General features: G+C 48.1%; 19 protein-coding genes, 1 other RNA gene and 2 pseudogenes. 10 read left to right on the top strand and 12 right to left on the bottom strand.

The window, feature by feature from the left end:
- Nucleotides 1-126: 126 nt before the first annotated feature.
- Nucleotides 127-510, bottom strand: coding sequence for an autonomous glycyl radical cofactor GrcA (grcA, locus tag ACX8ZY_RS05415; RefSeq protein WP_010672180.1), 384 nt, complete (start codon nt 508-510; stop codon nt 127-129).
- Between the two features lie 242 nt (nt 511-752).
- Between grcA and ung the strand changes: the two genes are divergently transcribed.
- Nucleotides 753-1,433 carry a uracil-DNA glycosylase gene (gene ung / locus ACX8ZY_RS05410; protein ID WP_010257681.1) on the top strand — a complete coding sequence of 227 codons (681 nt, stop codon included), beginning with the start codon at nt 753-755 and terminating at the stop codon, nt 1,431-1,433.
- A gap of 59 nt (nt 1,434-1,492) precedes the next feature.
- Here ung and grpE read toward each other — a convergent pair whose 3' ends face one another.
- Nucleotides 1,493-2,074 (bottom strand): nucleotide exchange factor GrpE, encoded by a 582-nt coding sequence (gene grpE, locus ACX8ZY_RS05405; protein ID WP_010257683.1) that lies wholly within the window; start codon nt 2,072-2,074, stop codon nt 1,493-1,495.
- 122 nt (nt 2,075-2,196) lie between these two features.
- Here grpE and nadK point away from each other — a divergent pair, with 122 nt between their 5' ends.
- The 3 genes from nadK to bamE all read left to right on the top strand — a co-directional run bounded on the left by nadK (nt 2,197) and on the right by bamE (nt 5,355).
- Nucleotides 2,197-3,075 carry an NAD(+) kinase gene (gene nadK / locus ACX8ZY_RS05400; RefSeq protein ID WP_010257685.1) on the top strand — a complete coding sequence of 293 codons (879 nt, stop codon included), beginning with the start codon at nt 2,197-2,199 and terminating at the stop codon, nt 3,073-3,075.
- Nucleotides 3,076-3,159: 84 nt separating this feature from the next.
- Nucleotides 3,160-4,821 carry a DNA repair protein RecN gene (gene recN, locus ACX8ZY_RS05395; protein WP_010672177.1) on the top strand — a complete coding sequence of 554 codons (1,662 nt, stop codon included), beginning with the start codon at nt 3,160-3,162 and terminating at the stop codon, nt 4,819-4,821.
- A 186-nt stretch (nt 4,822-5,007) separates the two neighbouring features.
- On the top strand, nt 5,008-5,355 hold the full coding sequence (gene bamE, locus ACX8ZY_RS05390) for an outer membrane protein assembly factor BamE (protein ID WP_010672176.1): 348 nt from the start codon (nt 5,008-5,010) through the stop codon (nt 5,353-5,355).
- Nucleotides 5,356-5,450: 95 nt separating this feature from the next.
- On the opposite strand, the gene ACX8ZY_RS05385 is transcribed toward bamE, so the two are convergent.
- Both ACX8ZY_RS05385 and ACX8ZY_RS05380 read right to left on the bottom strand, forming a co-directional pair.
- Nucleotides 5,451-5,744 (bottom strand): RnfH family protein, encoded by a 294-nt coding sequence (locus ACX8ZY_RS05385; RefSeq protein WP_010672175.1) that lies wholly within the window; start codon nt 5,742-5,744, stop codon nt 5,451-5,453.
- Nucleotides 5,737-6,171, bottom strand: a complete 435-nt coding sequence (locus ACX8ZY_RS05380; protein WP_010257692.1) for a type II toxin-antitoxin system RatA family toxin — start codon at nt 6,169-6,171, stop codon at nt 5,737-5,739. The genes ACX8ZY_RS05385 and ACX8ZY_RS05380 overlap by 8 nt, the downstream gene beginning before the upstream one ends.
- 158 nt (nt 6,172-6,329) lie before the next feature.
- On the opposite strand from ACX8ZY_RS05380, the gene smpB reads away from it, so the two are divergent.
- From smpB to ACX8ZY_RS05355, 5 genes are all read left to right on the top strand, one after another.
- On the top strand, nt 6,330-6,812 hold the full coding sequence (gene smpB, locus ACX8ZY_RS05375) for an SsrA-binding protein SmpB (protein WP_010257694.1): 483 nt from the start codon (nt 6,330-6,332) through the stop codon (nt 6,810-6,812).
- Nucleotides 6,813-6,855: 43 nt separating this feature from the next.
- Nucleotides 6,856-7,217, top strand: a transfer-messenger RNA (tmRNA) gene (gene ssrA / locus ACX8ZY_RS05370).
- Between the two features lie 191 nt (nt 7,218-7,408).
- Nucleotides 7,409-8,605 carry an integrase domain-containing protein gene (locus ACX8ZY_RS05365; RefSeq protein WP_421665264.1) on the top strand — a complete coding sequence of 399 codons (1,197 nt, stop codon included), beginning with the start codon at nt 7,409-7,411 and terminating at the stop codon, nt 8,603-8,605.
- A complete protein-coding gene (locus ACX8ZY_RS05360; protein ID WP_421665263.1) occupies nt 8,606-9,778 on the top strand; it encodes an AAA family ATPase in 1,173 nt (390 codons plus the stop codon). It begins immediately after the preceding gene.
- Nucleotides 9,771-10,367, top strand: coding sequence for an HNH endonuclease (locus ACX8ZY_RS05355; protein WP_421665262.1), 597 nt, complete (start codon nt 9,771-9,773; stop codon nt 10,365-10,367). Before ACX8ZY_RS05360 ends, ACX8ZY_RS05355 begins: the two co-directional genes overlap by 8 nt.
- A gap of 46 nt (nt 10,368-10,413) precedes the next feature.
- Here ACX8ZY_RS05355 and ACX8ZY_RS05350 read toward each other — a convergent pair whose 3' ends face one another.
- From ACX8ZY_RS05350 to ACX8ZY_RS05340, 3 genes and pseudogenes are all read right to left on the bottom strand, one after another.
- Nucleotides 10,414-10,638: a DUF2188 domain-containing protein gene (locus tag ACX8ZY_RS05350; RefSeq protein ID WP_421665261.1), complete on the bottom strand. Its 225-nt coding sequence runs from the start codon at nt 10,636-10,638 to the stop codon at nt 10,414-10,416.
- 447 nt (nt 10,639-11,085) lie between these two features.
- Nucleotides 11,086-11,336, bottom strand: a pseudogene (locus tag ACX8ZY_RS05345) (ogr/Delta-like zinc finger family protein).
- Between the two features lie 32 nt (nt 11,337-11,368).
- Entirely contained in the window at nt 11,369-11,719 is a 351-nt protein-coding gene (locus tag ACX8ZY_RS05340; RefSeq protein WP_421665389.1) for a hypothetical protein, read from the bottom strand.
- Between ACX8ZY_RS05340 and ACX8ZY_RS05335 the strand changes: the two are divergent.
- A pseudogene (locus ACX8ZY_RS05335) lies at nt 11,691-13,399 on the top strand (primase-like DNA-binding domain-containing protein); the annotation flags it as partial. The gene ACX8ZY_RS05340 and the pseudogene ACX8ZY_RS05335 overlap by 29 nt on opposite strands.
- Before the next feature lie 286 nt (nt 13,400-13,685).
- Here the strand turns inward: ACX8ZY_RS05335 and ACX8ZY_RS05330 are convergent.
- The 5 genes from ACX8ZY_RS05330 to ACX8ZY_RS05310 all read right to left on the bottom strand — a co-directional run bounded on the left by ACX8ZY_RS05330 (nt 13,686) and on the right by ACX8ZY_RS05310 (nt 20,238).
- On the bottom strand, nt 13,686-14,267 hold the full coding sequence (locus tag ACX8ZY_RS05330; protein WP_421665260.1) for a hypothetical protein: 582 nt from the start codon (nt 14,265-14,267) through the stop codon (nt 13,686-13,688).
- A 15-nt stretch (nt 14,268-14,282) separates the two neighbouring features.
- On the bottom strand, nt 14,283-14,609 hold the full coding sequence (locus tag ACX8ZY_RS05325; RefSeq protein WP_421665259.1) for an STAS-like domain-containing protein: 327 nt from the start codon (nt 14,607-14,609) through the stop codon (nt 14,283-14,285).
- Nucleotides 14,610-14,613: 4 nt separating this feature from the next.
- The gene (locus tag ACX8ZY_RS05320) at nt 14,614-15,540 is read right to left on the bottom strand and encodes a hypothetical protein (protein WP_459260692.1); all 927 of its coding nucleotides are present in this window, start codon (nt 15,538-15,540) and stop codon (nt 14,614-14,616) included.
- A gap of 1,186 nt (nt 15,541-16,726) precedes the next feature.
- Nucleotides 16,727-18,925, bottom strand: a complete 2,199-nt coding sequence (locus ACX8ZY_RS05315) for a DEAD/DEAH box helicase (RefSeq protein WP_421665257.1) — start codon at nt 18,923-18,925, stop codon at nt 16,727-16,729.
- Nucleotides 18,922-20,238, bottom strand: coding sequence for an ATP-binding protein (locus tag ACX8ZY_RS05310; protein ID WP_124890273.1), 1,317 nt, complete (start codon nt 20,236-20,238; stop codon nt 18,922-18,924). The genes ACX8ZY_RS05315 and ACX8ZY_RS05310 overlap by 4 nt, the downstream gene beginning before the upstream one ends.
- Between the last annotated feature and the right edge of the window lies 1 nt (nt 20,239).

Here is a 20,239-nt window from a genome sequence, read left to right as displayed (position 1 = left end):
GAGCGCTTTCTTCATGACACTGGCATCAGCGTGCCGGGAAGTTAACTGTTTATCTTATTCATAATATTAATAAAAATTGCTGTGTGCGCTTTGCGCTAATTTTCAGCAACCGATAACTCAGGCTGCTCAAAGACTTTCAGTAAAGGTACGGGTAATCACGTCGCGCTGCTGCTCAGGTGTCAGTGAGTTAAAACGCACGGCATAGCCTGAAACACGGATAGTCAGCTGCGGATAGTTTTCAGGATGTTTAACTGCATCTTCCAGCGTTTCGCGACGCAGAACGTTGACGTTCAGATGCTGTCCACCTTCAACACGTACCTGAGGTTTGATTTCAACCGGCACTTCACGGTAAGCGAATTCGCCCAGTTCGCTGATGGCGACAACCTGATCTTCTTCGTAGCCCGCTTTTGCACACAGGCAACGCGCTTCGGCTTTCTCTTCGTCCAGCAGCCAGAAGGAGTTCAGTAGTTGTGAATTGTTTGATTGAGTGATCTGGATACCAGTGATCATGATTGCGTCTCCCGGGTAATACGTGGATAAATCAAATTTGAGGCCCCGGTATATCACCTTTGATCTCGGACAGTTTTGACCTGTATCAATATTAATCAGGCATTCCGGCCGCTTTTAAGCTAACCCGTTGATCTCAATACCCCTGTCACCTAAACTTAATTTGTATTATTCAAATTATTTTTGCCTTCAGGTCAGCGGCAGGAACCGCTAAGCTTATGGCACTAACGTTAAGGGAGTTAAACATGGCTGAAAAGCTGACCTGGCACGACGTGCTGGCTGAAGAGAAAGAGAAACCCTATTTTATCGAGACGCTGAAGCAGGTCGCCGATCAACGCGCCGCAGGTGTCACGGTCTATCCGCCGCAGAAAGATGTCTTCAACGCCTTTCGCCTGACGGAACTGGGCGACGTCAACGTCGTGATACTCGGTCAGGATCCCTATCACGGGCCTCATCAGGCGCACGGCCTGGCCTTCTCGGTACTGCCCGGCGTCCAGGTGCCGCCCTCTCTGCAGAATATCTACAAAGAGCTGATGCAGGATATTCCAGGCTTTCAGAAGCCCAATCATGGCTTTCTTGAGAGCTGGGCAAAACAGGGCGTGATGTTGCTGAACACCGTGTTGACGGTTGAGGCGGGCAAAGCGCATTCCCATGCGCGATTTGGCTGGGAGACCTTTACGGATAATGTGATTGCGGCGATTAACCAGCACTGTGAAGGGGTGATTTTTCTGCTGTGGGGTTCACATGCGCAGAAGAAAGGCAGCATTATCGATCGCCAGCGCCATCACGTGTTGCAGGCTCCGCATCCCTCGCCGCTCTCCGCGCACCGTGGCTTTTTCGGCTGCAAACACTTTTCAACAACCAATGAGCTGCTGAGCGCTGCCGGTAAAAAGCCGGTGGACTGGACGCCGGTTTTACCGGACTAACGCCAGAAAGCACACGGCCGCGTCAGTGCGCGGCCGTGTAACGGGATTCAGGCGTTGAATCAGCTTTTCGCTTTAGAAACCGCAACCATCGCAGGGCGCAGCAGGCGGCCATTCAGCGTATAGCCACGCTGCATCACCAGCATGACATGGTTTGGCTCAAACTCTTCAGACTCCATCATCGACATAGCCTGATGCACTTCCGGGTTAAACGGCACGCCGGTTTCGCCGACCACTTCAACACCGAATTTACGCACGGCGCCCAGCAGGCCTTTCAGGGTCAGTTCAATCCCTTCAATCATCGAAGCCAGCTGTGGATCCTCTTTGTTCGCCACTTCCAGCGCACGCTCGAGACTGTCGATTACCGGCAGCAGTTCGTTGGCAAACTTCTCAAGCGCAAATTTGTGCGCCTTCTCAACGTCCATCTCGGCACGACGACGAATGTTCTCAATCTCTGCCTGCGCACGCAGCTGGGCATCGCGCACACCGGTCTGTGACTGCGCTAATTCAGCTTCGAGCTGAGCAATACGCTCATCACGCGGATCCACCTCTGCCGCTGTCTCCGCTTCCTGAGGTTGCTGCTGATCCTGCTGAATTTCGTCTGAGACTTGCTCGTTTGGGGTGTTCTGTTCTTTACTACTCATGAATTTCTCCGCGTTTTGCACATTCATTTCGCTGGTTGGCTTATTATGGGGATTGGTATGACGGATTCAAGGGAACCTATCACATTGCCTTACCGTTTTGGCTTATAAGGAACACCGACCAGATGAACAAACACTTTAACTGCATTGGTATTGTGGGCCATCCGCGCCATCCCACCGCGTTAACCACGCATGAGATGCTCTGGCGCTGGCTGACAGCCAAAGGTTATCAAGTGATCGTTGAGAAGCAAATTGCGCAGGAGCTGTCGCTTCACGACGTGCAGACGGGCACGCTGGCGGAGATTGGTCAGCAGGCCGATTTAGCGGTCGTGGTGGGCGGTGATGGCAATATGCTGGGCGCAGCGCGGGTGCTGGCGCGCTACGACATTAAAGTGATTGGGATTAACCGCGGTAATCTCGGCTTTCTCACCGACCTTGACCCGGACAATGCGCAGCAGCAGCTGGATGAGGTGCTACAGGGCAACTATTTCGTCGAGAGCCGCTTTCTGCTGGAAGCGCAGGTGTGCAAATCTGACTGCTCGCCGCGCATTGGCTCCGCTATCAACGAAGTGGTGCTGCATCCCGGCAAAGTCGCGCACATGATCGAATTTGAAGTCTACATCGATGAAGTGTTTGCCTTCTCCCAGCGATCGGATGGGCTGATTATTTCGACACCCACCGGCTCGACCGCCTATTCGCTCTCTGCGGGCGGCCCGATTCTGACGCCGTCACTCGAAGCAATCGTGCTGGTGCCGATGTTCCCGCATACGCTGTCAGCGCGGCCACTGGTCATCAACAGCAGCAGTACCATCCGTTTGCGCTTTTCCTCGCGTCGCAGCGACCTGGAAATCAGCTGTGACAGCCAGATTGCGCTGCCGATACAGGAAGGCGAGGATGTACTGATACGACGCAGCGCCAACCACCTGAACCTGATTCATCCCAAAAACTACAGCTATTTCAATACACTGAGTTCAAAACTGGGCTGGTCAAAAAAATTATTCTGAAATGCGGCATCACCTCTTTACTGGATAAAAAACCAGTTTATACTGTATGAAAAACCATATGTGTTTATTCATACAGGTGAACCTATGCTGGCCCAACTGACCATCAGTAATTTCGCTATCGTTCGTGAGCTCGACATTGATTTTCAACGCGGCATGACAGCAATCACTGGTGAGACCGGTGCCGGTAAGTCTATCGCGATTGATGCGCTGGGATTATGCCTGGGTGGTCGTGCTGATGCCGACATGGTGCGTCAGGGTGCCAGCCGGGCCGACCTCTGCGCACGTTTCCAGCTTAAGTCCTCCCCTTCTGCTCAGCGCTGGCTGATAGATAATCATCTGGATGACGGCAACGAATGTCTGCTGCGCCGGGTTATCAGCGCTGACGGACGTTCCCGTGGCTTTATCAATGGCACGGCGGTGCCGCTCTCTCAGCTGCGCGATCTCGGCCAGTTACTGATTCAGATCCACGGTCAGCATGCCCATCAGCTTCTGCTCAAACCAGACCACCAGAAACATCTGCTGGATGCCTATGCCGGTCACGACGATCTGCTGCAGCAAATGCGCGCCAGCTATCAGACCTGGCATCAGAGCTGCCGCACCCTGGCGCTGCATCAGCAGCAGGCGCAGGAGCGCGAATCCCGTCGCGAGCTGTTGCAGTATCAGTTGAAAGAGCTGAACGACTTCGCTCCGCAGCAGGGTGAATATGAGCAGATCGACGAAGAATACAAGCGTCTGGCCAACAGCGGACAGCTGCTGTCGACCAGCCAGCAGGCACTGCAACTGTTAGCAGACAGCGATGACAATAATCTCAACAGCCTGCTCTACAGCGCGCGTGAGATGATTTCAGAACTGACCTCGCTGGATGAGAAACTGAATGGCGTTCACAACCTGCTGGAAGAGGCGGCGATTCAGCTGAGCGAAGCCAGTGATGAGCTGCGCCACTACTGCGACAGCCTCGATCTGGACCCTAACCGCCTGTACGAACTGGAACAGCGCATTTCGCGCCAGATCGCCTTAGCCCGTAAACATCACGTCACTCCTGAAGGGCTGCCTGAACTGCATCAGCAACTGCTGGCAGAAGCGGAACTGCTGTCTCAGCATGAGAGCGATCAGGAGAGCCTGCAATCACTGGTGGGTGAACACTATCAGGCAGCGTTGTACAGCGCAGAGCAGCTGCATCAGCAGCGCAGCCACTATGCCGATGAGTTGCAGCTGCTGATTACCCAGAGTATGCATCTGCTCTCGATGCCGCATGGCCAGTTTAAAATCGCGCTGACCTTTAACCCGGATCAGCTGACCGCAGACGGTGCGAGCCGCGTCGATTTCCAGGTGACCACTAACCCAGGTCAGCCACTGCAGCCGCTGGGCAAAGTTGCTTCGGGCGGTGAACTGTCACGTATCGCCCTGGCGATTCAGGTGATCACCGCGAAGAAAATGGAAACGCCGGCGATGATTTTCGATGAAGTGGATGTTGGAATCAGCGGCCCGACCGCCGCCGTGGTGGGTAAACTGTTGCGTCAGCTGGGCGAATCGACTCAGGTGATGTGCGTAACCCACCTGCCGCAGGTTGCCGGTTGTGGTCATCAGCACTTTTATGTCAGCAAAGAGACCGATGGTGCGATGACCGAGACCCATATGCAGCCGCTGGACAAGCGTGCACGTCTGCAGGAACTGGCGCGACTGCTGGGTGGCAGCGAGGTCACACGCAATACCCTGGCCAACGCAAAAGAACTTTTAGCCGCATAGCAGCGCACTTTTTTAACCGGCTGGGGTCATAAGCTTGCTCTGTAGAGGTTTCCAATAGCGAAAAGGTTTATTATCATCGGCACTTATGTCGCCAAAGTAATAAAGCCTGCCGCAGGCAGAGTTCAGATTTTGATGGCAAGAAAACCGCCTGTAAAAGGCGTTTGGCCCCGGAAAAGGAATGTATAGATGCGCTGTAAAACGCTGACTGCCGCGGCAGTAGTAATGTTGATGATGACCGCCGGATGTTCCACCTTAGAGCGCGTGGTCTATCGTCCTGATATCAACCAGGGTAACTATCTGGTAGCTAACGACGTAGCCAAGATCCATACCGGTATGACACAGCAACAGGTGGCTTACACCCTCGGTACGCCGATGATGAAAGACCCGTTTGGCAGCAACGTATGGTATTACGTGTTCCGTCAGGAGCCAGGTCATGAGCGCGTGAAGCAGCAGACGCTGACACTGAACTTTGATGGTAACGGTGTTCTGACTAACATCGACAATAAGCAGAATCTGGCCAGAAACAGCGACTGATTGAACGTAAGACCGTTTAAACGACAGACAGCAAAAAGGCGCACTGAGCGCCTTTTTTTATGCCCGCTATCCACTGAGCCTGAAGGGATAGCGACTTATTTTTTGCTTTCTGCCGCTCGCTCTGCGCGCTGACGGCGCAGCTCTTTGGGATCGGCAATCAGCGGACGATAGATCTCAATACGATCGCCCTCATTAACTTCATCACCCAGCTTCACTGGCCGACTGTAGATGCCGACTTTATTACTGGTGAGGTCAATCTCCCTACGCAGTTCCAGTAGCCCTGACTTGTGGATGGCCTGCTCTACCGTGCTGCCCTGCTCCACTTTCACGTAAAGCTGATACTGTTTTTCAGGTAAGGCGTAGACCACCTCAACGGAGATCTCAGGCACTGTAGACCTCTTTGGCACGCTGAGTGAAAGCCTGCACCATGCTGTTGGCAAGCTCTTTGAAGATACGGCCAAAGGCCATCTCTACCAGCATGTTGGTGAATTCAAACTCCAGGCTTAATTCAACCTTGCAGGCGTCATCGCCCAGCGAGACGAACTTCCAGCCGCCGGTCAGCTTGCGGAACGGTCCATCAACCAGTTGCATATGGATGCTCTGGTTATCTGTCAGAGTATTGCGGGTGGTAAATGTCTTGCTGATGCCCGCTTTCGACACATCCACGGACGCAGTCATCTGATTATCTGACGCATCCAGCACGCGGCTTCCGGTGCAACCCGGCAGGAATTGCGGATAGGCATCCACATCATTTACAAGTTTGTACATCTGCCCGGCACTAAACGGGACCAGCGCCGAACGACTAATCTGAGCCATAATGGTTCCTGTTCATCACGAAACCGCTGAATAATAGCATTTTCAGCGATTAAACAAAAATGTCCCCGAGTGAGGGTGTGCTAGAATATCCCGTTTCCTGCCGCCCCGCTGGACTGGGGATGCGATAACCGACTAAGTGATGTAAAATACGCCGCACTATGACAAAGAAAAAAGCACACAAACCCGGTTCTGCCACTGTTGCCATGAACAAACGCGCCCGTCACGAGTACTTCATTGAAGAGGAGTACGAAGCGGGATTGTCGTTACAAGGATGGGAAGTTAAGTCACTTCGTGCTGGTAAAGCCAACATCAGCGACAGCTATATTCTGCTGCGCGATGGCGAAGCCTTTCTGTTCGGTTCAACCTTTCAACCCTTAGCCGTTGCCTCCAGTCACGTGGTCTGTGACCCAACGCGCAGCCGTAAGCTGCTGCTGAAGCAACGTGAACTCGACTCCCTGTATGGCCGCGTAAACCGCGAAGGCTACACCATTGTGGCGCTGTCGCTGTACTGGAAGAACGCCTGGTGCAAACTGAAGATTGGTGTTGCACGCGGTAAAAAAGAGCACGACAAGCGCGATGATATCAAAGACCGCGAATGGCAATTAGACAAAGCACGTATCATGAAGAATTCAAAGCGTTAAGCACTGGATTTTGAGTTGTTTTGTTGTTAGTATTTGAAGTTCTGGGGCTGATTCTGGACTCGACGGGATTGTGAAGCCTTAGGAGCATGCCGAGGGGCGGTTTGCCTCGTAAAAAGCCGCAAAAAAATAGTCGCAAACGACGAAAACTACGCACTAGCAGCTTAATAACCTGCTTAGAGCCTTCTCTCCCTAGCTTCCGCTCTTAAGACGGGGATCAAGAGAAGTCAAACCCAAAAGAGATCGCGTGGATGCCTTGCCTGGGGTTGAAGCGTTAAATCCAATCAGGCTAGTCTGTTAGTGGCGTGTCTGTTCGCAGCTAACCGGCGAATGTAAAAACTGACTAAGCATGTAGTGCCGACGGTGTAGTAATTTCGGACGCGGGTTCAACTCCCGCCAGCTCCACCAAATTCTTGGTTGATGGTTACCAGAACCATCATCGAAGTCCTGAGAGCCCGCAAGGTGAAAGCCTTGCGGGCTTTTTTGTGTTTGTAACCCTCCGAGACGATCCGCCTGAATCCAGAGGTAATTGGTATAAGAATTGGTATACGGTAAGATATATCCTAAAAACGTATACCAATTCACGCAGGAACGTCTCCATGGCTAGGACAACGCGCCTTATAACCAATACTAAAGTACTTAGCTCAAAAGCCATCGATAAAGATTCAACACTGCATGACGGCGATGGGCTTTTTATGTTGGTAAAGACTACCGGCAAGAAGCTTTGGCGTTTTCGCTACCAACGACCTTCGACTAAGCAGCGAACTATGCTGGGCTTAGGTGCCTTCCCTGCCCTTTCGCTGGTAGATGCAAGACGACTACGTGCTGAGTACCTCTCATTACTCGCAAATGGTATTGACCCACAGACCCAAGCTGAACAGGTCACAGAACAGCAGCAGATCGCCTTAGACAGCATTTTCTCAACTGTAGCCTCTAACTGGTTTTCATTGAAGCGAGCCACCGTTACCCCCGATTACGCGAAAGATATTTGGCGTTCTCTTGAGAGAGATATTTTTCCAGCCATTGGCAAGATTCCCGTGCAGGAGATTAAAGCTCGCAAGCTCATAGAGGCATTGGAACCGATTAAGGCCCGTGGTGCTCTTGAAACCGTTCGCCGGCTGGTGCATCGTATTAATGAGATTATGATTTATGCCGTTAATACCGGGCTAATTGATTCTAATCCTGCATCAGGGATAGGCATGGCTTTTGAAAAGCCCAAAAAGCAGAATATTCCAACACTGCGACCGGAAGAATTGCCGAAGCTTATGCGTTCTTTGAAAATGTCTAACCTATCCGTTCCAACTCGGTGCCTAATTGAATGGCAGCTTTTAACCCTTGTGCGTCCTTCGGAAGCATCCGGTACTCGATGGGCAGAGATCGATCTTGATGCAAAACTCTGGATAATTCCAGCCGAACGGATGAAGGCGAAGCGTGAGCATATTGTACCTCTATCTCCTCAGGCGTTAGAGATTCTGGAAGTGATGAAGCCAATCGGCGCACATCGTGAACATGTTTTTCCGAGCAGAAATGATCCCAAAAAACCGATGAATAGCCAGACTGCAAATGCCGCTTTGAAGAGAATTGGTTATGAAGGTAAGTTAGTAGCTCATGGGTTGCGTTCGATTGCGAGCACTTATCTGAATGAATCAGAATTTAATTCAGATATTATTGAGGCGGCACTGGCTCACGTCGATAAGAATGAAGTAAGACGAGCTCATAACCGTTCAACTTACTTGACGCAGAGAGTGGAATTAATGAATTTTTGGGGTTTAAAAATCAAGTGTGAGAAAAAATAGATGAAATCAGAATCAACATCGCTAGTCAGTATTATCACAGGAAACAATGGCTCAGGGAAAAGCTCGATATTAGCTGAAATTTCAAAGCAAGAATTCGTTACAGGAAAAAATGTAATATGTTTATCAAACACATCAACCAATAAGTTCCCAAGAATAAAAAGCCATCGTTTTCACGTTCTTAATCAGTCATCTAATACACTTACCAAAGCAGTAAAAAAAATAGTGATAACTAACAGTCACAATAAGATAGGATCATCGCATGCACACATTTTCCCAAGAGTGTTGGCATATTTAGATTTCAATGAGCAACTCACCTTTAAATTTACAATCTTCCCCTATGAAAGTTTCATTAGAAAATTTCAATCCGAGATGTACAAAAACGAGTCAATCGGTAGTGACATCGATGAAATAACAACTCACCTAAAAAATCTAATCGAAATAAATGATGACACTTCTTCTAATGATTATGGAGTGAAAGGTTCTCACATACTTTATTTGGAGTATGCTTTCACATATGAGTCAGAAAAAAGAATCAACATCCTACACAATCGTCTTATTGAACTAATGCTAAAGCATGAGCGAATTCTAAAAAAGAATCATTTAATACATAACATTGAAATAACCCTAAGCCGTGGGCATAGTATAATACCATCCTCTCATTTAAGTTCCGGCGAGGCATGCTATATGGCAACGCTGGCTTTTATCCTTACATATATATCGGATAAGAGCGTAATAGTAATTGATGAGCCTGAGAATAGTTTACATCCTCGCTGGCAAAAAAAATACACATCAAATCTTCTGGATCTATTATATTATTTCGACATAAAAATAATATTAGCGACACATTCGCCCATGATTGTTATAGGGGCGGTTGAAGACAATACCAGCCTAAGTGTCTTCAAATCGGAAAATAGCACTCTTTATCCTCTTGAAGGAAATGAAACCAATATTGATGAAGTAATGGTGGATGTGTTCGGTGTACTAACGTCAAGAAGCAGATATTTTAGCTACAAGATAAATGAGATTCTTAATGAATATAACAATAACAAAATAGATATAAATTCAGCACGCGATAAATTAAATAAAACAAAATCACTCGGACCTGATGAAAGTCAAATGAAAATAATTGAAGCGGCCAATGAAATATTGAATCAAATGGTGAAAAATGCCTAACTTCACATTTACAGCAGAAAATATCGATCACATTCGCACTGCTATATCCGAAAATAAATCCGATAACAAGGTAAAGGTGTGGGAACATAAATTGCTTGAATCCATGAGAAGAGAACTCAAACAATACATTCTTTCCAACCGTAATGATGGTATTAAATGTGCTTATTGCTTAAAGGATTTTTATAATGAACATAATATGAGTATTGATGTTGAACACATTCTCCCCAAGTCACAATACCCAGAATATACGTTCACACTCAAAAATTTAGCGGTGGCCTGCAAGAGATGTAACTTATTAATAAAAAGAAATGACATTTCATTTTTGAACGCCAACTTCATAAGAAAAAAACCGTTTAACTCAAAATATTACAAAATACTCCACCCTGTCATCGACAGAAAAAATCACTTATCTCTTTTGGATGTCCATTTCAATGGATGCCACATTATCAAGTATCAAACAAACAGTGAAAAAGCAAACAACACCTACATTTACTTCAAGTTAAATGAAGTTGAGATAGAAACATTAAATAGCGCCCAAGGAATAAAACACATAATTGACTTACTTCACACATACAACCCAAGAAATTAGCAATAAAAAACATCTAAGTAGCCGCCGCAAGGCGGCTTTCACTCAATTAGCCTTTGGATTTTCTTGGATCATCTTTCCGCTGATAAGTGCGCTCTTCTTGAAATCGCCCGTCCTCTTTGTGAATTTTAACCGAGCCTGTTTTATCAGTCATATATTCTTTCATTTCCCTGACAATCTCACTTTTAGTTGTCGCCGTCTTACTTGGCCTTTCATTACCTTCTTTCTGAAGTTTCCACTTATCACCATCCTTAGTAATGTGATATTTATCCATTAGAACCTCCAAGTGTAGTTAGACATAACAGATGACAGTAAAAATTTTATACAGAACGAGGCACTAGATTTGTGCCGTAACTCTCATTCTGAAACTACGCCTCCGACAAACACAATAAATAATATTGGCAACGAATCGACGGTTGGTTTTACTGCATCTACATATCGCATACCGGAGATCATATTAATATTACGTTCTACCAATAGCGCGCAATGCTACCCCCGCCTCGCCTGCCCGTTTTGTGCATCGTTTTTTATGCAACTGCATGAACCATGTAAAGCCGGGCCGGGCGTGGGCTGAGATGATGTCTGTAACCCCGCATTCTGCATGCAAATCCATGCACCTTATGCATGCATCGCTGTTTACAAACCGGGCTGGCCAGAAAAAGGGCGTTGAAAGGGCGAAATGCGGACACAAAAAAGCCTCTGTTTTCAGCGGCCGTGGTAGTTAATGCAGGGTGCGGAAGGATGAACCGTAGCGCCCGATAGTCTGGCGTTCTTTAACCGGCTCCGGGGTGACTGCGGGGGCCGGTTCGGGCTGCGGCGGCGAGGTGATCACCTTCGTGATGCTCTCGCTGGTTTTAAATGAGCAGGAGCAGTCGAGATTAGTGCACTGGTGATAGCGTTCTTTAACCTGTTCGGACATATAGCGGCTTGATTTGGCATGCGCCGGGCTTTTGCATGCGGACAGTGCATCATTTGGCATTGCCCTCTTTGAGACGTTCGCGTTTTTACTTTAGCGTTTCAGTCAGTTTTTGCCTGCCCATGGGACTCTGATACAGCTTCATATCGACGCCGGTCAGCGCCGGACGCCACAGCCCGATATTCTCCAGCACGGGAGCTTCCGTCAGCGCCTTCTCAGGCAGCGCTGCGGCCGCACGGGTCAGCGCATTACCAATCAGCTCCGCCACGACCTGCATATCGCTGAGCGCGTCGTCGTCACGGGGATTGACCTTCTCACGCTGAAGGCGCAGGCGGATGGCCCACAGCAGCGACGGGCTGACGTTGCGCAGCGCAGACTGCCAGGTCGCATCGGCAAACTCATTAAAGGTTGTCCTCTGGCTGACCGAGGGGGACGCCACCGGCCTGACGGTGCACCGGCTCAACGGCCAGGCGGTGTATGTCGCTCTGAGCGCCAACAACCTGCCTGCGCTGGCAGAGCTGCTGCATGCTGAATACCCGAATGCGCTGATACTGATTGCCGCTGATAATGACGAAAACGGCACCGGTCAGCTGCGCGCCGAAGCGGCCGCGAAGCGCTGCAACGGCAAACCCGCGCTGCCGCCGATGCCCGGCGACTGGAACGACGTCTTTCAGGCCGAGGGCGAAATGACCACTCAGGCAATGCTGACCGCGTTTACCCAGCCGAAAGCGCTCAGCCCGTTTGAGTCGGTGAGCGAGGCCGACCTGAAGGCCATGAGTGCCAGCCAGAAGGCCGAGCTGCTGGCTGCGCACTACCTCAACACGCTGGCCGTGCCGGTGGTGGGCGAAGACCTGTGTCGGTATGAGGGCGGCGCGTGGCAGGTGCTGCCGTACCGCGTGCTCCGCCGCGAGATTGCCGCGAGATTGCCGCGCTGTTCCAGAAGGTGCGCGCGCCGTTCTCCGCCACCGGTATCGGCGGCGTTGTGGATACCCTCAAGCCGATGGTGCCGCAGATGGGTGCACCGGGCCGGCGGCTGATTGGCTTTCGTAACGGCGTATTCGACACCGCAACCGGCATCTTCAGCCCGCATAAAAAAGAGCACTGGCTGCGCACCATTAACAGCGTCGACTACACCACTCCGAAGGCGGGCGAAAACCTGGCCGACGACGCGCCAAACTTCTGGCAGTGGCTGACGCGGGCGGCAGGTCGCAATGAGGCAAAGCAGGAGCGTATCCTCGCGGCGCTATTTATGGTGCTGGCAAACCGCTACGACTGGAAGCTGTTCCTTGAGGTGACCGGCCCCGGCGGCAGCCGAAAAAGCGTGATGGCTTCGATTGCCCGCCTGCTGGCCGGGGAAGACAACACCACGGCCGCCACCATCGACACGCTGGAGTCGTCCCGCGAACGCGCCAGCGTGGTTGGCTACTCGCTGATTATTTTGCCCGACTAGGAAAAATGGAGCGGCGACGGCGCGGGCATCAAGGCGATTACCGGCGGTGACGCCGTGGCGATTGACCCGAAGTACCGCGACGCCTATTCAACACACATCCCGGCGGTGATACTGGCGGTGAACAATAACCCGATGCGCTTCAGCGACCGCAGCGGCGGCGTGTCCCGTCGCCGGGTTATCCTGCCGTTCCCGGACGTGATACCGGCGAACGAACGTGACCCGCAGCTGCTGGAAAAGATTGCCGGTGAGCTGGCGGTTATCGTGCGCCACCTGATGCAGCGCTTCACACGTCCTGACGACGCCCGCGAGCTGTTGCAGGCGCAGCAGTCGTCAGAAGAAGCGCTGGAAATCAAGCGCAGCGCCGACCCGCTGGTCGACTTCTGCGGCTATCTGACCCCGCTCAGCACGGCAACCGGGCTGTTTATCGGCAACGCGAATATCCGGCCCATGAACCCACGCCGCTACCTGTATCACGCCTACCTGTCCTTTATGGAGGCCAGAGGCCATCAGCATCCCATGAGCCTGACGGCGTTCGGGCAGGCGGTGCCGCAGACCCTGAAGGAGTACGAGATTGAGCTGCTGAAGCGTAAGACGAAGAACGGCATCCAGACCAGCCTAGAGCTAAGCGAAGACTGCGAGGCCGACTGGCTGCCGCGCTGCGATGCATAAGTAATTCAATAACACCAAACCGGCTACGGCCGGTTTCTATGTAGCTAAAGTAGGCTGACTAATAAAATATTATCAGTTCTCGTTTTGAAGCAGCGCATGGTCGGAAATAAATAAATTTTTTTGATCAAGTATAAATTAGAGATATCCATTTCCAATTCTATTTTTTTAATTTACTTTGCCAGTCGACCATGTACTAAAAGCCTATATTGACAATATGACGCAGCACGAAGTGATCAAAGCAGGTCATGATAATACTGTTATCAATATAATTGAAACGAGGGATATATCATTGAAGACTTTTATGCCACTCATCTATCTCATCTGATTTTTCCTTTATTCTTTCCCAAATTTTTTTGTGCGATGAAGGAGGGTATTTAATTTGAAAATGATCATATACCTCCCCCATCATATTAATACATTCATTCATGATATCACTGGTTCGGTCAGATCTACTGGAAGGTGAAAGCTTATGAGCTTCTTCGCATTCATATGTAGAAGATAGAATCAAAGTTGATACTCTGGATTCAATCCCTACACCGCGTTGCTCAAGAAGAGTAAAGTATCGGCTAGCCTGATTGGATTTTGAAAATATAATCATGATATGTTCAGACGCTGCATTTTCAGCTTTAGAGCTAAGAGCAGGATCAAGCGGGTCAAACTCAGAGGTTTTTTTTAACCAAAAATTGATTGATACATCTGAAATTTCATTAATAACTTTTGCTAATGCATCAACTAATGATTTTGTTTCAGAACGCGTAGCAATTTTCATTTGATTACTATAAGTAACCGCCCAACCTACAAAAACCAATACAACACTGGTAAAACTAAACATCCATCCATATTTGGACATTTCTGACAAAAAACTCATACAAAACCAACCACCCTAAAAAGATTGAGGTTGAGCCTGATCGATAAATTTTTCGATCAGCTCTTTATAAAATGGCATATCACTTTTTATAATAAGCCTTTTTTTCAGATCAGTTTTTGCTACACCTTCACGTCTCACCAATCCCCCAAAAGCTTCTTCAAGAAACGATGAACCAACCCCCATAGAGATACCACGGAAGTCTATAACCACTTTTTCGGTGCCTTCTTTTAATGCAGGCACAAGAAACTCTCGCCTAAATCGCTCAGCACTGTTTGGGCTATCTGAACCGTATCTGCCGAACGGTTTTTTTGAGAAATCTTTTGCAATAACTATGTTTGTCATGACCTCATCTCCTGGGAGTAAGTGACCATTCAAGCAAGGTTCCAGGTATGTACTCACTGATTTTCTCGCATCTAGGCTGATCGTCATTAGAATTATAGCTGTAACTCACGTTGCCAGTTAAGATCAGAAGTGTTTCAGCATCCCCACCACCTGATTCAATCGGTCTCTTTATGTCTTCAGAGCCGTTTCCTCTGCCTGAGTCTACAAACCTAGTTTGACCTTGGAGCATGGCTTTTCTTACTGAAGATATCTGTTTTTCATAGCTAATACTATCGGCATTTGGACTAAAGGTTTTGAAGATACCTAAGCCTAAATCACAGATGATAAACACAACTGTGTTGTCTTCTTCACTAAACCAAGCACACTGCCACCAACGCTTACCTTTCATTAACGACAAATCTCGGCTAAAACTTGAGTGTTCATACGCATGGTGAGAGACATTGAGTAAGGCTTCTCCGATCGCCACCTCAAGAAGGGCGTGCTGACTCTCATCTAAAGAGGCCTTTAACTTCAAAACCTGTACCGTCGATGCTAAATGTTCATAGGGGTCAACTGCGGTCTGAAAAAATCTCCCTTCAGCAACTAAAGACTCCATTTTTTTTTCAGTATTGGCCATCAGTGCTTTTGAAAGCCCGGTCTGAATGATCCACTTATAACCCTCTGGACTGCTCTCTCTTTTTGGCCACCGGAAACTAAAAAGGTTCATATCTTCTGTTAGTAATCTTGCGCGGTTAACTATAGCGAACAGCAATAGTGACGCTGCAGCTGACGCAAATGTCACTTTTTCAAAGCTTATTACAACTTTCTTCTTGAGAAGGATGCTCTGCTTATCGATAGATTTCAGGAAAACTAAGGTGTCATACCTTGATTCATCTGAATAGATGCACAATTTAGGAGGGGCCTTTAAGGATTCCATTGAAATAATTTTCAACTCAACTGATAAAAAAGATGCGAGAGTTTACATAAATTTTATTGCATTGTTAACACTTAGATACGCTATTTTTAACTAAAGACATGAGAATAAACCTAAAAATATAAATATTTTCCTATATTTTTAGGTTTATCAATGTGATAGAAACCTTAGTGTAAATTTTGATTACTGCTGATTTTAGCAAAAGCTTAAGTATCTCTTACCTAACAAATTTAATGGCATCTTTAAAGCTCACGCGCTGAAAACCTGAAAATTTTTTGAGCGTTATATTATCCGTAAGATTCAAATCTAAATTGTGCTTTTTAGCCTCGAATGATTCTATGTCGCGTACCTAGACAGTGTTATAGGAGCTTAAGACATATGAGATAAAGCTGTCTAGGTACAAGATAAACATCTTCAATTCAACCAGCTAGTAGCAGCACAATGACTGCGAGTCCAATCAGCCGTAGCGCCGGGAGTCATAAATCATTTGTTAACCATTAAATCTGATACGGCATAATTTTATGCCTGAAAGTGAACGGTGTTCACCGTGGGTGAAGAGTAGTGAACAGTGTGCACTTAAGTAATCACAACTTAACTCATTGATGTAAAATGAAAAAAAATAAAGAGTGAACAGTGTGAGCACTTTTCCGTAAAATCTTTTTTCTGAAAATCCTCAAAGAATTAGTTTAGCATTTACTCTTTCATACCACGGCATCACGTCCATACTTCAATAACTTCAACCTGCTATAGCTAATGGCAACATGTGTAACTGACTATGCATAGTCACTAACTATTGACCTTTTAAAAGCCACAGACGAAACGGCATTGGTATACGGTTAGGTATATCAACGAAAGTTGAATTCAATTAAATCAATTATAAACACTAAGTTGTAGAAAAAATTCAGACTCCGCCAGCTCCACCAAATTCTTGGTTGATGGTTGCCAGAACCATCATCGAAGTCCTGAGAGCCCGCAAGGTGAAAGCCTTGCGGGCTTTTTTGTGTTTGTAATTTGTCCCGTGAAGTCTGAAGACAACTGATTGGATTCCAAACAAGGCCCAACTCGCGAGCATCTTAACGCCAGGAGCTGAACTAGGTGACGTTGAGCAAAATGCTCATCGTCCGCTTTGCACCAAGAGGGGGCATTGCTAACAGCAACTGGCCTCAAACAACGGGGGAACAAATCCCACTATTGCGTAGCTAGTTTATTGAAGATGCTGCTTCAACCAAATACAAGTACCTTCAATGTCATACGCTTTTTCCCCAAATCCCTTCGCAAGAAGGGACTCTGGTAAATACTCGTCATATTTATCCAAGTACTTTTCTGGAACATCTGTAGCAAGATCAAATGCAGATGGTAAGCCTGACAACAGCATTTTTTTAAGCGCCTGTTGAACAGTTGTTACACTTGCATCATCAATCTCGATAACACCTGCGAAAGAATTAGCTTTAAAACCACAACGTATGAGCAAGGCTGTAATCGTATTCACAACTTTATCCCCCATCCAGGGAATTACGTAACAGTGTTGCCCACTCGTAATAAAATACTCATTTTGCAGGTTATAACGCTGAAAGTTACTACTGCCTTCCGCAAATAGGTTTCTGGCGGCAGCATCGGCATAATCTACTCTCTTACAACCTATCGCTATGCGGTAATCACTTTCCCTATAGATAGCGAGCATTTCCTGACGAACGGCATCATGAATAGACATTCCTCCCCCACTAAATTGTGGTGGCTGACCGCCTTTGGTCGCCTCTACATAGATAACTTTTCTCTCTGTCTCGATCTCTGTCACTTTCCAGCGCCGCCCACCGAAGATGATGTGTTGGTCTGGTAGCAGTGGGGAGTCCACAGGTATTGTTCCAAGGGTTCTGTTTCCGGTGACAATGCGGAACTCTTCTGGTGTATTGAACACGGCATAAAAAGTGTAATGGTTAGTCAGTTTCTCCCCCTCTGCCCCAACAACCATTTCGCCGCTAGCAAGTTGAGTGAGCAGGCCACAGGTTCCCATATGTTTAAGCAGACTTTTGAAATCGTTTAAATCTACATTTTTAAACGGCCCTGTCTGACATAGTTGTGACCAGAGCTGATCAGCACGAACTCCACCCCATTGTGCCGTAATAGCAAGAACCTGGTGTAGCAGCGTGGAGTAATGCATCTGTCGAGCATCAGCTGGTTCAAACCATTGTTTAGAGATCATCAGTCTGATCATTGCCATCGACTGGACCAACTGCAGCCGTAGGTGGTCAACGATACTGCTAGTCACAGTAAGCTCATTTTCTGTAATTAGCATTCTTAGAACTGATGGGGAGTCGCGTCGCCCAGAACGCCCCATGCGCTGACGCAGACTGGAAACAGAATGCGGAGGCGTAACTTGAACAACCGACTTAACCTTACCGATATCAATTCCCAACTCGAGCGTCATTGTACAAACAGCTGTTGTGGGTAAATTTCCTTTCTGAAGCCGAGCTTCAAGCGCCTCACGTATTTCCCTGGCAAGAGAACCATGGTGGGGAAAAAATTCATTCGGAACAATATGTTCCTCACACATGTCGCTCAACGTTGCCGCAATGCTTTCAGTGCGCTTTCGGCTGTTTGCAAAGACCAAATGAGAATCACCACGGCAAAGTCTAAAAATGTCAGCGCAAAGGTCATGTTCAGCTGAACTCTGAAGTTCTTCCTCTTTTTGGAGTACTCGCTCCAGGTACCCTTTGACCTGTACCTGAAGAGTGGCCGTGCTATTACTATCAGTAACAGTTACGCAGGGGAGTCGTTTGTCCGGGCGCAACAGTTCAGGCACTTTATCCAGTTCCCCCAGCGTGGCACTCAACGCAACGCGGGGAATTGGATTTACCTGGCGTCCTAGCACATGGTCAATTCTATTGAGCAGAGAAAGCAGCTGTACGCCTCGCTCTGAGCCAATAAAAGCGTGAAACTCATCAATAACAATGTATGCGACTGAAGAAAACGCCTGTTTGAGCCAGCCCATTGAGTTTATGAGTAAAGACTCAAGTGACTCAGGTGTAATGAGTAAAATGCCAGCAGGGTTCGTCCGAGCCTTCTTCTTTTTGCTTTGTGGTACATCCCCGTGCCAGGGAGTCACTGGCATGTCCAATGCATCGCCAAGGCTCTCAAGACGACGGTGCTGATCGTTAATCAATGCCTTCAACGGACTGATATAGATGATGCCAAATCCATCAGTGAGATCTGCAACTGCCGAACAGGCAGGAAGAAAGAAAGCCTCTGTTTTACCCGCTGCTGTACCTGCACTGATTAGCACGTCTCGATCACGGGCTAAAATTTCCGGGATAGAACTCTCCTGCAAGGGCCTTAATGTAGACCACCCCTGCTTGTAAACCCACTTACGGACGCGGGGATCGAGACTATCGTAGGCACTGCTCATAGTTTGAAGTTCGCAAGGCCGTCGTCGTCATCACTTTCCTCCACAATGGCGTCATCCATATCGCTGGGTCTGTCCACTTCAATTGCCACACCCTCGATTAGTGTTTGCCAGTTCATCTTTCTGTTTTGTTCCAGCACGGCCAGCATATCCAGGAAACCTTTTATGGTATTACGGGGGGTACGGAAGTAAGCGTCTCCAATGGTTTTACTACAGTGATGCAGAAATCCAGTCAGTGCCTCATCTGGTACCAGATAATTCTCTAACTCTCCGCCTGCAAAAACATGGCGAAGATTTCTCAGTAAAATATAGAGTTCCTCAGGGGTGAGGCTTGCAAGATGCAAAGTGGGAGACGAATAGTCAATCACTCCTGCTTTTTGCGCGAATCGGTTTTCAGCCAGACGTGATTGGAGCGCCTCATAGCTGTAAAGACCTTTGCGCGGATCGAAAAGGAACTCTGGCGTCCCCCCGAGAATAAAACCAATATTCTCGGCTGAGCCTTGCAGGCAGTCATTCAGAATCCGCAAAATCTGTTCGTAGTTCGCTGTTCTTGCTTGCGTATTATTCAGCTTAAAGAGGTTCACCATTTCGTCGAGGCTGACCAAAAGACCGGCATAGCCTGCCTGTCGGACAAAAAGACTCATCAGTTTCAAAGAATCATAGAATGAAGCGTCTGAGATAATAGTCCGAACGTCGAGATCGTTTCGAGCATCAGTTTTGGTGGTGTACTCTCCCCGCAACCAGCGAATGGCATTAGATTTTAGCGTTTCGTTATCCTGCTCATGCCCCCGCCAGAATGCATCAATGACCTTCGCAAAGTCATATCCGCCCACCATATCTGACAGAGCTGCCAGGCGTTTATGAATAACTGATGAAACCTCTGAGCCGTCCGTGTCAGCTTCCTTTCTTGCCTCCGTAACGAACCTTTCAACAACGCTAAGTAACGCATTACCATCCGGCTTGTTTCTGGTGGACATGTTTTTCATAAGTTCTGAATAGAGATTACGAGCCTGACCTCCCGATGAGTGAATACGTCTGTCAGGAGAAAGGTCTGCACTGACTGACACCAGCTTCTTCTCTAGCGCAATAGAGCGCACAACACTCAGAAAGAACGTTTTACCAGAACCATACTCACCGATGATAAGCCTGAAGCTTGCACCACCGTCAGCAATCCTCTCAATATCCTGATGGAGAGCAGTGATCTCATTCACGCGGCCAACCTGGATATGCTGAATGCCAATCCTTGGCGTTACACCTGACTTAAGTGATTGAATAATAGCATCGCGTTCTTTCACTCTTATACGTGTTAAAGACATT

The organism is Pantoea sp. XAF26B01_ASV70, from assembly GCF_054512635.1.
The sequence above is the reverse complement of the archived record's forward strand: the minus strand, read 5'-3'. Positions and strand labels throughout refer to the sequence as shown.

Excerpts from the sequence above, each read along its gene's own strand:
- grcA (WP_010672180.1), bottom strand. The coding sequence starts at position 510 with ATGATCACTGGTATCCAGATCACTCAATCAAACAATTCACAACTACTG.
- ACX8ZY_RS05310 (WP_124890273.1), bottom strand. The coding sequence starts at position 20,238 with ATGTCTTTAACACGTATAAGAGTGAAAGAACGCGATGCTATTATTCAA.
- ACX8ZY_RS05315 (WP_421665257.1), bottom strand. The coding sequence starts at position 18,925 with ATGAGCAGTGCCTACGATAGTCTCGATCCCCGCGTCCGTAAGTGGGTT.
- ACX8ZY_RS05355 (WP_421665262.1), top strand. The coding sequence starts at position 9,771 with ATGCCTAACTTCACATTTACAGCAGAAAATATCGATCACATTCGCACT.
- smpB (WP_010257694.1), top strand. The coding sequence starts at position 6,330 with ATGACAAAGAAAAAAGCACACAAACCCGGTTCTGCCACTGTTGCCATG.
- ACX8ZY_RS05330 (WP_421665260.1), bottom strand. The coding sequence starts at position 14,267 with ATGAGTTTTTTGTCAGAAATGTCCAAATATGGATGGATGTTTAGTTTT.
- ACX8ZY_RS05380 (WP_010257692.1), bottom strand. The coding sequence starts at position 6,171 with ATGGCTCAGATTAGTCGTTCGGCGCTGGTCCCGTTTAGTGCCGGGCAG.
- ACX8ZY_RS05360 (WP_421665263.1), top strand. The coding sequence starts at position 8,606 with ATGAAATCAGAATCAACATCGCTAGTCAGTATTATCACAGGAAACAAT.
- ACX8ZY_RS05350 (WP_421665261.1), bottom strand. The coding sequence starts at position 10,638 with ATGGATAAATATCACATTACTAAGGATGGTGATAAGTGGAAACTTCAG.
- grpE (WP_010257683.1), bottom strand. The coding sequence starts at position 2,074 with ATGAGTAGTAAAGAACAGAACACCCCAAACGAGCAAGTCTCAGACGAA.
- recN (WP_010672177.1), top strand. The coding sequence starts at position 3,160 with ATGCTGGCCCAACTGACCATCAGTAATTTCGCTATCGTTCGTGAGCTC.
- ACX8ZY_RS05365 (WP_421665264.1), top strand. The coding sequence starts at position 7,409 with ATGGCTAGGACAACGCGCCTTATAACCAATACTAAAGTACTTAGCTCA.
- bamE (WP_010672176.1), top strand. The coding sequence starts at position 5,008 with ATGCGCTGTAAAACGCTGACTGCCGCGGCAGTAGTAATGTTGATGATG.
- ung (WP_010257681.1), top strand. The coding sequence starts at position 753 with ATGGCTGAAAAGCTGACCTGGCACGACGTGCTGGCTGAAGAGAAAGAG.
- nadK (WP_010257685.1), top strand. The coding sequence starts at position 2,197 with ATGAACAAACACTTTAACTGCATTGGTATTGTGGGCCATCCGCGCCAT.
- ACX8ZY_RS05325 (WP_421665259.1), bottom strand. The coding sequence starts at position 14,609 with ATGACAAACATAGTTATTGCAAAAGATTTCTCAAAAAAACCGTTCGGC.